The following is a 13,892-nucleotide window of genomic DNA, read 5'->3' on the forward strand; positions in this document are numbered from 1 at the left end:
CAATTCCTTCCCAAGGAGCTTTAGTATCGCCATGAGTTAAACTGGCATTCGTGTGCTCAGGAGTGTACCAAGTCTTAGTAACATCAGCAATATTATTTTCAGCCAAATCACCTAAGCGACGGTAAATTGTTTCGCCATTCTCCGAAGGAAACTGACTTTCATTGAGATTAGCAGTTCCCGCATACCAAGCCAAAGCAGCCCGATGGTCGGTCATTAGGAAGAGTAAACTCCTCAGAAGAACCAGCCTTACTACCTCCATTCCAAGTCCAGGTACCATTCTTCCATTGAGCAGTCAGGATACGATTCCGATTGTAATCTTGTCTGGCTCACGATCTGCTATTATTAATATGTAAATATCTTCAGAAAAAGGTTATGAATAACGAAGAATATCTCGAATGGGAAGAAGAAGCCGAAGAAGTTATTCCGCTTCTATCTCTCAACAACCATCACCCAGAGATGGCTGGTAGGGAGGTGGTCGATTTATATAAAGATGGATGGAGAGACTATTCCTCGATCAATTTAGAAGGAACTCTCATCGAGCATGAATACCTAATTGAGATCGACCTAAGTGGCTCTGATTTACACTCAAGTATTTTGAAGGGGTGCGATCTGAGCGGTGCTAATTTGAGTAACGCGAATCTTGAAAATGCTCACTTGAGTAGCGTTTGTTTAGTAGGGGCAAATCTTAGCAATGCAAATCTGGCTAATGTTAATTTATGGAATGCTGACCTGAGCGATGCTAATTTGGAAAATGCTAACTTAAACAATGCAAACCTGTCTAATACCAACTTAATTGGCACAAATTTTAGCGCTGCTAAATGGGAGAATATTAACACTGACGCTGCGTTATTTTGTCATACTATTATGCCAGATGGTAGCCATAAAAGCGATCCAGTTAGAGTCATGGAAACTCAGGAATTGCTTCGGCGCTACGCTGCTGGAGAAAGAAGGTTTGAGGGCATAGTTTTATATCGGGCTGACCTTAGAGGTGTCGATTTACATAACATCATTATGCCTAATGCCCACTTAGCTAATGCTAACTTAAGCGGTGCCAATTTGCAAGAGTCCTGCTTGACGAATGTTAACTTTAGGGGTACTGATTTGAGCGGTGCTAATCTTAAAAATTCTTGTCTAGATTCTGCGGATTTAAGCTATGCCAACTTAAAGGGTGCTAATTTATTGACATTGGATATGAATGGTGTCAATTTCACAGACGCTAATCTACTTAGTGCTAAAATCTTTTTCTCTCAAACTGGCCGATTTCGCAATACAATTTTACCAAATGGAGAAGTTATCGTTGGTCCTAACATATATCCTTCAAATCAGAGATGAGTTTTTCGTCTGATTTGAAGGATGGTTGAGAGAATTTAGATAATTGGATATAACTGATCTTTGAGATAAGTCCGAATGTTATCAGGAAGACTAGACAAAAAGTTTATCTTTCTACCTCCTCTGCCATCAATCAGCTTTTCAAGCTGCTTAATTGTGAGCTGCCAAGTAGCAGGATTACGCCATTCAACTGCATTTTGGATATCCGGCAGAGTCGCAGTTAGTCCTAGCTCAGCTTGAATTTCATTAAAGGGGTGAGGTATGGGCTGCCCAGTAAGAGGCCAATTAGCAAATGGTTCGGTTTTATTAGGTGTCAAAAATGTATACACTTTCGTGTTTTGATTGATATCTGGTATGCCTTGACCAGGGCGATCCATAATTAGAAGCGTTTTCCAAGTCCATCCAGGAATGTTAATTCCTTTTTGCTGAAAAGCTTCAGAATTTGTGTATCCTCGAGCAATTTCATCAGGATGAGCATTACTTCGCTTCTGTGAATTCCAATCTGTACCATAACTGCCCGCAACAACGTAAATTTCTTGACCTTGTTGCGCGAGATTCCGCACCAGTTGTTCGACGTTATACCAAGCAGATGCTTGTGCGGGATCCTTTGAGTTCCCAAAAAATCGATTGTTGTCCACGCTTTGTGGAATCAAATTTGTTCCTAAAAAAGTAGCGAAGTTGTCTTTTTTGTGATTTGTTCGATCCCCTGAAGGAATTCCGTGACCTTGATCGAAACCCAAGCTGTAACCTTGAGGATTTTTATAGGAGCTAGTGTCAATTTTCGGCCATCCTTCTGGTAGTTGAGGATCCCCGACAAAGATCGTGGCGGGGCGGTCTAAATCACCTAGCCAGGATTTATTGACTTGCCAACTTATCCACGCAGGGTTGAGGGTACTGCGATCGTAAGATACTACGTATTGAGGTTTCTCAATTAGCAAGTTGGTGGTATTTGAATTGGTAAAGTTTGGTGGTTCTGAGTTGTACCTAGCTTCTGATGGATTGCCAAATTTAAGGTGATTACTCTTAAAGAAAACATCATCTAAATAAACCCTAGTATTCCCCTCAACTTCAAATCTTAGCTTGGCTACCTGACCTCGAAATCGATCTAGCTGATTGCTATCTACATGGAAAGTTTCAAACCCTCCTCTGCCAAAACCAATTTTGTCAATATCGCTTGCGTATGTCTCTAGTGAATTACCTGGATTTATTGCTAAATCGATTTCTTTGAGAAGATGACTGCCAGTACCAAGAATTGGTTGCCCTTGTGAATTAGTTTCCGGTTGAGTTTCCAACCAGACCTTAAGCTTTCCAGTGTTCCGATATGGCGCGTGGAGGTTAAACCGCAAGTCTCCCCATTCTGGCATCACAAAATAGTTGTGTACTATTTGTTTTGCCCCACCTAATCCCATTCTCAGAGCATAATTAGGCTGATTCTCATCGTATCCTATGGCATCTAAATAACCACTACCTATTAAGCCTTTTTCTAGGGTGTTCTCTTCTTGAACTCCGATTTTCAGCCAATCGACTAAGTGGGATTGTGAACCATCCTCAGATGAGCCATTAAATAAAGACCAGCCCGGGATAGTTTGAGCGTTACGTTGGAAAGCGATCGCATCAAAATTTCCATTAAACAAAGTCGGAACCGCATAATCACCCCGCATTCGAGTTCCGAAGGGCTTAGTGCTATCTGTGTAGGTATTATCTTCTAACACCGAAACCCGATTATTCTTCAAATAATTCTCAAAGTTAGCCAACTCATTTTTAGTCTTCTTCCCACCATCAAAATAAGGTCGTCTGGCATTCGTGTGCTCAGGAGTGTACCAAGTCTTAGTAACATCAGCAATATTATTTTGCTCCAAATCGCCCAAGCGGCGGTAAATTGTGTCACCGTTTTCCGATGGCAGTTTGCTACCTGTGAGATTAGCAGTTCCCGCATACCAAGCCAAAGCCGCCCGATGGGAAGCACCTTCCCCGTCATCCGCCGTAAATCCAGCCCGCTCTCCTAAAGAAACATTCCAATCAGATTTCCAGTTCGTTCCAGAAAGTTCTCGCCCGTTAATTGTATTCCCAATACCCTTTGTTTGGTAGTAATTGTCAGCATAAGTGACATTATTCCACACCTTAATTTCCGGGTCGAGAATGTTAAGGTAAGGCCCAGAAAAAGAATTATTATCGTAATCGTAAGGGTCAATAGTCGTCATTTGCAGGTCGCGATTTGCCCGACTTGTACCTCCAGCATCAGGTAAAAACGTACCTAAACGCTGGACAATTTCACTATTAACAACAGCCCCCTGCCCGAAACCGATAAAGTGCAGTGGCGAGTTGAAAACCGCTCCTTGAGTGCGGATTAATTTACCGGTGCTATCATAAAGCTGACCTGGGCTACCGACACCACCACCCTTATTTAAATCCAATTGCACCATTGAAGCAAATAAAGTATCAGCCGCCGCCTCAGCAAAACCAGAATTATAAAGTTGCTTCGGCTCAATCCCATCCATCCCGTTCATCCCATCCATCCAATTAGCTAACAGCACTAAGGGTTTGCCATAGACAGGAGGCTGAAGGCTAGTATTAGATATCCAACTATTTCCTTGAGGAATAACAGACTGCCACTTACCAGTTGCCGACTGATATTTCATGACCGTACCGCCAGTATCAAAAATGTGTTTAGCAACTCCATTGATTTGCCCATCAATCAACTGGCTATTTTGGGAATTTCCGGGTTCTACACCCCGCGTTAAAACAGTAACGCTGCTGAAAGTATTACCACCAGAAATCGGAGTCGGCAGTAAAGTTTTAAACTTGTCGGTAACAACTTTTTTATCCCCTTTCTTCGTAACTGCTTCCACAGCCCAATGATATTCCTGACCCGCCGTCAACATTCGATCGCTAGAAAGAGTAAACTCCTTTGAAGAACCAGCCTTAGTTTTCCCATCCCAAGTCCACGTACCGTTTTCCCATTGAGCAGTCAGAACCCGATTCGGATTGTAATCTTTGTCGTCCTGCGAATTTAACCCATCCCACCTATCATCGGGCAACAAGCCCTTCCCTTGCGGAAAAACGCTTACATAAAGATTGACCTTCTCGACATCAGTATCAGGCTTAAAACCAGGAAGACCGCAGGGTTCATTCTCACCCTTCAAATCCCACTTAAAAGTAGGAGTTAAAGGATTGCTATCATTCTTGCTATCCCCGATCGGTCCTTTTAATTCCAACCAATTTTTAACAGAAGCGATCGCCAAACCTTTAGGATTTCCACCGATACCAATGGGAGCGCGTTTCGTACCATCCGGGATACCAAAACCAAAGTTATTAATCCAATTTCCTTCGATAATTTCGTAGTCGGCCGCAATACTGACAAGAGGGTTGATATCGTCAATAGGCACGCGGACGAGGTCGGCAGTTGTCGCATTTCGCTGATTGCTTGCCTGGAAACCCCAAGTATCCACACCCCTGTCGCGGGCGTCAAGCTTGTAATTACCCGGATTCTACCGAAGGTGGGATAGGAAGCAATCAAATATTTGCCGTCACTCGAAAGCGCTAGGTTGTTAGTTAAGCTGCCCGGAATCGGTCGAGTCGCAGCCACCAATTGAGGATTGGGCCCCAGTGGGTTTGCGATAATGCCTATATTTCCACCCTCGCGCGTATTTATCTTTGCCCTAGAGTTGCGGCCGGCAACAAACGCATATTTCCCGTCTTGCGTTACTGTTACAGCCACTGCCTCGTTGACATCAAAATAGTCAGTGGCCACGCCCAGCGACAAAGGAGCGTTTCGAGCACTCCGAAGCCCTTGCCGTCATCTTGAAGCTTTATCTGGTCCCCATTACTATCTATGGTAAGGACACTAGCAAGCCCGTTGGTAAACACCATTTTCTTGGGGTCGGAAGTAGCAGCTATGCCCTCTGTCTCCGATAGGGTGGGAATTACTTTAATCTGCTGGTGCCACTTCCGCTCGTTAGAGCCCTGAGCGCTCGGTTTGTCGGCGGGGTCAATGTTGACAGCGTAAATGCGGCGGTTAGGTGTTTGTTCGTTATTGTCGGAACCAGTAGCGAACAGTCGGCGCCCGTCGCTGCTGATAGCCAACTGGCTCAGTCCCAGGGGTGATGTGACGTTAATTGTCTGGATAACAGTATGATAGGTTGCTGAATTCGGGTTGATGTCGAGGACGTAGATGTTGGGGCGATTTTGGTCGGCAATGTAAGCGTAATTGTCTTTGGGGTCAATGACAATACCTTGCGGGCGAGCTCCCTGGGGCAAGGCAATCCCATCCACAGTTGCTGTTTGTGGATTAGTATCTATCTCTCGCAGTGCCGCGCGGGTAGCATTGTTGGTAGGGGCGATCGAATCGGGCCATTCTAATGGAATAGTGGGATCGCCTAGGAGAATGTTAACAGCAACCGCCAAGTTATCACTGGTCCGATTTTCAACAGTCGATGCAGCATTTCTGAGGTTGATAACGTTGATTCTGTCGCTCGAACGTTCTGCTATCAATCCCCATTCAAGGCAGGTAGGGGCGAGGCGGATATTTTCTTCACTTTCGAGTTCCACAATCTCGTAATCTGCCCCTCCGTGCCCGAAGCGCTTTTTCTGCTTTCTCGACACTACAATGCTGGATTCGCCGAGGGGTACGGTAATCGGAATTTTGACAGCAATTTTGTAGCTATTTTCTCCCAAATCGGTGTTTTTATCCGGTATCAATGTGCCTGGATAAGTTTTGTCGCCGACGCGGAAGCTGACTGTTAAGTCTTTAAATTCACCGCCTAAATCATTGGAATTATTCAGGAAGTTGCTGCCTGTCAGGACGACGGTTGGTTCGCCATTTTCCAACTTATATTCAGCGGATTGAAGCACTGGAGGTGCGAAGGGGTCTGCTGGGAATAGTGTGGGTATGTTTAGAGTGGCTGTGACGCGGGGAATCCCTTCTGGATCGAGTTCAACACCCGCCGGAGTGACTACAGGTAAACCGACTTCAGGAATGGCAATAATTTTCAATCCAGATTTCAGGTATTTAGCCAAGTAAGCCAGCAGTAAAATTGTAGCGGCGAATTGAGCTGTGGTGACGGCGGCTATACCGATTAAACCGGCATTGGCTGCTAAAAAGCTGTTTTGGAGACCGACATTTGTTGAGAGAAGGGAACCATTTGGGAGACCGACATTTGTTGAGAGAAGGGAACCATTTATATTGGAGGTGGTGAGCAACTTTTCCAATGCCAACTTCTGTAACTCCAGGTCCGGCATTGCTATCATCGCTATTTCGGCAGTCTCCAAAATACCGGTAAATGGTGGAGAATTAGTGCGAATAGTACCGCTGGCATCGACTACACCGGATTCTTGAATCAGCCAAATTGGGGAATAAATATTGTTAGCATCCGGCAGCGAACCTTTTCGCAGGAATAAAATTTCGGTACCAGGAGATAAGCCGGCAGGGGCAGGAATTGCTAATTGAGCGGGAATTTTCAAGGAGTTGTCGCCCAAGTCTAAATTGAAGCCTCCGGCGAACTGCAAACCGTCGGGAAGTTGTAGCGATAGATCATTGCTGGTTAGAGATGTCAAGCTAATAGCTGTATTTTCGGCAAGAGCACCGGGCGGCACCATCACAATTGAACCGTCACTGCCAGTAACTGCACCGCCATTTACTCCTAAAATTGTTCCGGCGATGGCGGGAAGGGAGACTCTTACTGGCACGACTTGTTCGGCGGCTCCGTGAATGACAGTGACGTTAGTAACTCCTTCTTTTATAGCGGTAATAACGCCGTCTGAATTCACTTGTAATAGGTTGGAGTTTCCGGGGAAATAGCGAGTTCCTGTAGAGCCGAATTTCAGATCGGGGGATTTGATGATATTTTCAATTCCTACTAAAAGCGAGCGTCCCATTCCGGCTGTCATTGTGACTGCTTTGGGATAGACATTCAAACCGTTAATCTCAGCTAGTGCTCCATTAAATTCTGCATCGTTGGTTGGGGCTGGCAATTTTCCAACTCGCACCGCTGTTACTGCTTGCAAGTTATTTCGAGATGCGCTCAAAATCGAAGTGCCGTTGACCAAACCTGTCACTTTACCCGTTGGATCAATTGGTGCTACTTCTGGATTTATTGAAGTGTAAGTTAGATAAGAATCTGGCAGGACTACACCTTTTTGGTCGGCAAAATCTCCGAGCACAATCAATTCCGTATTTTCTCCTGCATCCAGTCGGGGATTGCGCTTCACAAAATCTAGATTTAGCAGAGGAACATCGCTGACGTTGACTGTCACCCGCGCGGGCGTTGAACTCCCAAAAGCGTCGCTGGCAAGGAAATCAAAGCTGGCAATACCGGAGAAACCGGATGCTGGTTTAAACGATGCTTTGTTAGTTAAGGGATTGAAAATTACTGTGCCGTTTACTGGATTGAGGACGCTAATTGTCAGAGGGTCGCCCTCTGCATCTGTGGCAAGATTGTCTAATGAAATAGTTGTCTCTAATTCTGTATAAGTCCGAGCGCTTGTCGGCGAAACAACGGGCGGATTGTTGTCAGAATTCGGGGGATTGGCTTCGGCGAGCAATTGTTGTCCTAGGGGAGTATTTCGCCATTCTTTGTCAGGGTTGATGACTGTATCTAGCAGCGGTGCGTTTCCGGTTGCGCCACTAATTTTAAAGATTAGGTCATTGTAATCTCTGTCTGAGTTAGCGGATGACATATCTTCGAGGGCAAAGGTGTTACCGCTGCCCGTAATGTCGGCTATTTGTAGCAGATGAGCGGTATCGTTGGGATTGGCTGTGGCGATACTGAATAAGGGACGGTTTTCGGGAAACAAATCCCACAGCCAGGAGTATTGGAGGGATGATTGTACTGTACCGCTGGGTACGAACATGACGGCAAAAGTGTCTCCAGGGGTCATGTTGAAAGTTTTGATACCCTGATATTCTCCTGAACCGAAGTCGTATTCTCCCGGCATCGAACCGGTGAATTTTGCTCCTTCTGTACTGTCGCGGATTACAATGTTTCCTAATGTGGAATTAGTTAGGACTCTCCTAGCAGCTTCGGCGATGAATTCTGGAGTACCAGGTGTAAATGCTTCCATTCCTGAAAGACTAAAAATGCCGATTTCGCCAGTAAAGTAGCCGCCGTCAAATACATAGTCAAATTTGACTTGTCCTTGGTTATCTACAAGGAAAGTGCCACTGGGTGAATTGGCTGCTGCTGTTATTGAGAGATTTGTTGAGGGATTGGTATTGCTTTGGAAGTCGCCAGTACGCTGTGTTGAATTGGGTTGAGTGTCTGCAATATTGTCTGAAAGTTGAGCAGATTCTTCGGTTGCTGACAGTAGCCAACCGCTTGTCATCTCTGCGGATTTGGGCGCAATTTCAGGATCGGAATACGCTGGTAAAACAGCGACAGTTTCTGTGGGATTTGAATTGCTATTATAATTGTTTGAAGTGAGTTTAGGTGGGGATTTAAGAGTTGAGGGTGAAGCGCTTGTTTCGACTTCTGCTATCTGTGTCGTAACTGCTGCTGTCTCTGATGGAGTTGAGAAGAGTGCTGGGCTTTTCTCAGTTTCTAATTCCGCTGCTGTGAAGGAAACAGTAATGTTCCGTTCGATTGTATCAGCAGTGAATTCTGCTGTCGATACCGAATCGGTTTTTGTTGGCAATTCGCTTTCAATTTCTGATGTTATTTCAGGAAAAACGCTCTCATTTTCTACCGTAGCCGAATCGTTTTTTGTGGGAATAATTGACTCAATTTTTATTGGCAATTGTTCGGGTACGGTAGAAACGTTGGAGTTGCTTTGTTTGGGTAATTGTTCGCCAACGTTAGAACTGAGTAAGTCTATTTTTGCAGGAGACTTTTCCGCAATTGGAGCGATAACTGACTCTGTTTCTGCGGGAGGTTGAGAGATGCTGGAAGTTGCATCTTTGTCGGTTTTGATTAATTCAGCATCTGCTGATTGACTGACAATAGATTCTGTTTTAACTGGCTGTTTAATTTCCGAAACTGAGTCAGTATTGTTCGGAGTTTTTTCTGGGGTGTTAACTGCTGCTGTTGCTGTCGTCACCGTTACATTTTCACTGGCTGCTGTTTTTGGTATTGCAGCAGGTTCGATTTTTAATGGGTCAACTTTTCCTGTATCATTCTGTTTGTCAGTTAAAGATTGAGTGGCGGTTTGTACTGGCTTTTGTAAATCGGTTGATTTGACTTCTGCACTGATATTAGTGTTAGGTAAAACTGGGTTAGATGTGGCTGGGATTAATGGGGCTGTTGGGGGCTGTGTTGTCGGTGACTGTTGAGAATCTGAAATGGGTTTTTCGGTCGGTATTGCATCGACTTTTGGGGATTTTTTATCTGAGTCTATTTTGGCGGCAGCTTCGGTAATAGGAAGCTGTTTGTCTGAGTTTTTTGTTTCTGAAGTCTGGGCAATTGGAGCTTTTTTATCGGAGTCTATTTTGTCAGAAACTTCGGCAGTACGAGATTGTTCGCCTGAGTTGGCTTTCTCCACAATTGTGGAGTTTTGAGATTGCTTGTCTGAGTCTATCTTGTCGTCAGTTGTGGCAACTGGGGACTGTTTGTCTGTAGAGGTTTTATCAGTTGAGGGAATATTTGGACTAGCCGCAACAGTTTCGGTTGAATTTGTTACTGCAATTTTCTCGGATTTTTCTGATGAAGTTGTACTGCGATCTGGTATTATGGTTGATGCAGTTGCAGGTGATGTTTTTTTCGGCTCAGAGCGATCGGTTGATACAGTTGCAGGTGATGTTTTGTTCGGCTCTAAGTTGTCAACCGTTGATACAGTTGCAGGTGATGTTTTATTGGGTTCTGAATCACTTTTGAGTGTAGCCCCTGACGATAAAGATGTTTTGTTATCTTCGGGTTTTGAACTCGTTTCAGGGGTTGCGGGTAATGGTGTTTTTTCCGAAGCTTTTTCTAAGTTTGTGGATGTAGTTATAACGGGTAATGTTTTGTTATTTTCTTTTTCTGAGTTGGCAACTCCGGTTGGGAGTAATTGTGTTTTATTTTCAGGTAATTTATCACTTGCAGTGGTTGTAGCAGGTGTGGTTTTATTAATTTCTGAGTTACTGACTAACGAGCTGATTGCAGGTGGGTGAGGAACGGGTTTATTAGAGTCAAAAGGCTCGCTATTTGAGGCAGTTGGATTCGGGTTTGTCAGGGGATCTCCTAAGTCCGAGTCGAGTTTGCCAATTAGAAGGTCAATTTCAGAAGTGGTTGAATCCCTGGAGTAGCTGTTAGTTTTGGTGGCACTGGTTTTAGCAGAAGGTATGCTGTTAATATCGGAGGCTTTGTTAGTAATAAAAGCATCGGTTTCGGCTCGAATGAATTCGGATTGTGGCGGCTTTGCGGTTTCTATTAAGTTAGGTTGTTCAGAGTTTGATGAAGATCCGGGAGTTTGATATAATAAGGTTTTGTTAGTCTGAATTCCCGGCAGTTGTGGGGCAAAAGTTGGGGCTAGTCCGGGAATTAAGGATTCCACTTCTGTTAAAGGTTCTCTAATCGGGTCGGTTAAAGGCACTCTGGACACTCCTTGAAAAATGGTTAATTTCTTTTAAATCATTATTCAGCGGTTACTCATCATTATCGGGTAGACTCGATTATAAAGATATTCGGAAAAATACAGAAGTTCAGAGTTTTTTTGATGTTGCTAGTCTGTTATATTTGCCGTATATTTACTGATAGTTTTTAAAGTTATGCTAAATCTTTATGAAGGTAACTTTTTTCAGGCAGGAAAATACTTAAATAACCGATCGCACATCCGGTCTCTCTCTATTACTATCGGCTTGAAGTATTATTAATCCCAGATGTTGCACCAATATCAATAAGGGGCTTTTTTGTGGGTGGGGGCGGGTTTATTTAACCTGTCTGCACCCCTTAAAGCTTTTGGTGAACCCGCCCCTACAGGTTTTTGATTGCGGGTACGATATCTGGGATCGATACTCACCCGTCAGGAAATCGAGCTCTTGTTTAACGACGGTTTGCCCTGGATCGCGATCGCGCCCTCTACAGTTAATTGTCAGCCCCTTCCCCGATCGCAAACTTTCCTTCCCCGAACCCTTCCCCTTGCTCTCGGCTTCCTGTAAAGTAAATAATTGTAAAGAAATATGAGTTTTCTCTTATCCTCTGGTTAAGACCGCCAGCTAACATTCACAATTAAGACCCGGATTAGAATTTCCTATGTCACAGCTTTTCCCCCGCAAATTTCTAGCCTCTGCTGTCGCCTTTTTTCTGGCTTTGTCGGTGTGGACGATCGCACCTGCGGCCCATGCTTTCAACAATCCCGATTTGTTGCCGAAGACTCAGACGCCGATCATTGATTTAGCTAAAGCCCTTACGGATATTGAAGAAGAGGGTTTGGCAAAAAATTTAAACGCCTTTGAAGCCGAAACCGGTTGGAAGCTGCGAGTGCTGACTCAGTACGATCGCACGCCCGGTTTGGCTGTGAAAAGTTATTGGGGCTTAGACAATAAAAGTGTATTGCTAGTTGCTGACCCGCGCGGTGGCAATTTACTAAATTTTAATGTGGGCGATGCGCTGTATCCACTGCTGCCGCGGACTTTTTGGGTGGAACTGCAAACCCGCTACGGCAATCAGTTTTTTGTGCGGGACAATGGCGAAGATCGATCGATCATTGAATCTTTGGAGTCGATAGAAGGCTGTTTGCGTCAGGGCGGTTGTCGCGTAGTTCCAGGTTTGCCGAGGGAACAGTGGGTGCTGACTTTAATTACGTCGGTGCTGGGCGGCGTGATCTGCGGGTTTGCGGCTCAGCCTCGGAAACCGGGAGACGGTGTGTCTTGGCAGTGGGCGCTGATTTTTTCGCCGCTGTGGGGGATTCTGTTTTTGGCCTTCGGAATTGGGCCGGTGGTAACTCGGACTTCTGATTGGTTGCCTTTGGCCCGAAATGTTGCCGGTTTTGCGATCGGGGCTTTGGTAGCATTCTTGACTCCAGTATTGGGCAAGTCTCCTTCAGAAGAAAGTTAGTTTTTGATGAGTCATTAGTTATTAGTCATTAGTCATCAGTCATCAGTCATCAGTCATTAGTGTGACTCTTGGCGCTCTTTCATCACTCTCGAAAAATAAAAACCGCATCCAATCAATGAAACCCTACTAAATGGACAATTAGCGATCGCTTGGGCGATCGGAACCCATGCCTTGAACCCCGAGGGTGAAAGTCCTGCTCTATAAGACTTTCAGCTTTTACCAAAAAATGGGGTCTAAAGCCCCGTGCTTTGAGTATCGGCTTTTGGTATAATTATATTGGTTGGAAATCCCATGGTGGTGGCTTGTTAAGACTCCTTGAACCAGAAAGCAGAGTTGATATCTGCCAAATATTGGGTAGCGAAAGCCAAGAAAAACATAGCTAGGGGAAATAAGTTAAGTACCCAAAGAAACAAAAGCCATGATTAATTTAATCTAACAGTACCTAAGGGCATTAGGAATCTGCCTCGTTCGAGGGAAAGCATGGGGAGAAGACTGCCTCTACTATCAAAGGGAAGCCTGATATAGCAAGCCGACTTCTGTGAACCATGAATTAGAATCCCCGTCCGCGACGGTCGGGGAGTATGTCAAGGAATCTGGCGACCGCAACCAAGTTAACTCGTGAAAAACCCGGTTTCTCTGCCTCGCGCGCAAGTCCAAAGAAACCGGGTTTTTTAGCTTTTTTGTCGGCTGTAACGAAGTATTGCTGTGAAAAAACCCGGTTTCTAGACACCCTGCGTAATTTCTGAAACCCTTGATTAGACTGCTTCTTCCTTCTTCCTTCTTCCTTCTCCCCTCTTCCTTCTTCCTTCTTCCTTCTGTTATGACTAAAAGCTGGTAAGCTGATACCTGACAACACACAGGCGACAGCTATCCAACAAATGGAATGGCACGTAAGCGATGCCCAGAGTCTGGGATTAATCGATAATGAAATTGGCGACCACGGTTTTTCTGCGGCGGAGTACGAAATAGTCCGCCGTGTGATATATGCGACTGCTGATTTTGAGTACAAGTCTTTAATTAGTTTTTCCGATCAGGCTTTGCAAGCTGGGGCGGCTGCTTTGGCTGCACGAACTACGATCGTAGTAGATGTGCCGATGGTACAGGTGGGCATTACGCCGCTGATCCAAAGTACCTTTGCGAATCCGGTTTACTGTTCGATGGATGCTTTGACGCGCCCTCAAAAGGAACGGACGCGGGCTGCTTGGGGGATTGAAACTTTGGCTAGACGCTATCCTGAGGGGATTTTTGTGGTTGGCCAGGCTCAAACTTCTTTGTCGGCGCTGGTGGATTTGATTGAGGCTGAGGAAATTCGACCGGCTTTGGTGATTGGAACGCCTTCGGGGTTTGTCGGGGTTGACGTGGCTAAGTCAAGGCTGCACGATTCGATGGTTCCTCATATTCGGATTGAGGGGCGCAAGGGTTCGGCGGTGGTTGCTGTGGCGATTGTTAACGGTTTGGTGGATTTGGCTTGGCAGGCCTATGGCCAAGAGGGGAACAGTTGATCGGTATGCCTCTAATCATTAATTTATTGGACAAGACTGGACAATGCGTACATGGCGATCCATAATACTAATATGGCAAAGTACGTGAAACCAAATG

General features: G+C 45.1%; 6 protein-coding genes. 3 read left to right on the top strand and 3 right to left on the bottom strand.

What is annotated here, in order from left to right; genetic code table 11:
- Positions 1-214, bottom strand: a 214-nt coding sequence (locus JGK07_RS31660; protein WP_293225432.1) for a hypothetical protein, incomplete at its 3' end; no start/stop codon positions are given.
- A gap of 158 nt (positions 215-372) precedes the next feature.
- Here JGK07_RS31660 and JGK07_RS31665 point away from each other — a divergent pair.
- The gene (locus JGK07_RS31665; protein ID WP_293186977.1) at positions 373-1,332 is read left to right on the top strand and encodes a pentapeptide repeat-containing protein; all 960 of its coding nucleotides are present in this window, start codon (positions 373-375) and stop codon (positions 1,330-1,332) included.
- A 35-nt stretch (positions 1,333-1,367) separates the two neighbouring features.
- On the opposite strand, the gene JGK07_RS31670 is transcribed toward JGK07_RS31665, so the two are convergent.
- Together JGK07_RS31670 and JGK07_RS31675 are read right to left on the bottom strand one after the other, a co-directional pair.
- Positions 1,368-4,778, bottom strand: coding sequence for a DNA/RNA non-specific endonuclease (locus JGK07_RS31670; protein ID WP_293291216.1), 3,411 nt, complete (start codon positions 4,776-4,778; stop codon positions 1,368-1,370).
- Positions 4,779-5,037: 259 nt separating this feature from the next.
- Complete coding sequence (locus JGK07_RS31675) at positions 5,038-10,830, bottom strand: DUF4114 domain-containing protein (RefSeq protein WP_293291218.1); 5,793 nt, start codon at positions 10,828-10,830, stop codon at positions 5,038-5,040.
- 659 nt (positions 10,831-11,489) lie between these two features.
- Between JGK07_RS31675 and JGK07_RS31680 the strand changes: the two genes are divergently transcribed.
- Together JGK07_RS31680 and JGK07_RS31685 are read left to right on the top strand one after the other, a co-directional pair.
- Positions 11,490-12,293, top strand: coding sequence for a TPM domain-containing protein (locus JGK07_RS31680; protein ID WP_293186972.1), 804 nt, complete (start codon positions 11,490-11,492; stop codon positions 12,291-12,293).
- A gap of 878 nt (positions 12,294-13,171) precedes the next feature.
- Positions 13,172-13,795 carry a precorrin-8X methylmutase gene (locus tag JGK07_RS31685; RefSeq protein ID WP_293186971.1) on the top strand — a complete coding sequence of 208 codons (624 nt, stop codon included), beginning with the start codon at positions 13,172-13,174 and terminating at the stop codon, positions 13,793-13,795.
- Positions 13,796-13,892 lie beyond the last annotated feature (97 nt).

The organism is Microcoleus sp. PH2017_24_DOB_U_A (assembly GCF_020738205.1).
GTDB lineage: Bacteria > Cyanobacteriota > Cyanobacteriia > Cyanobacteriales > Microcoleaceae > Microcoleus.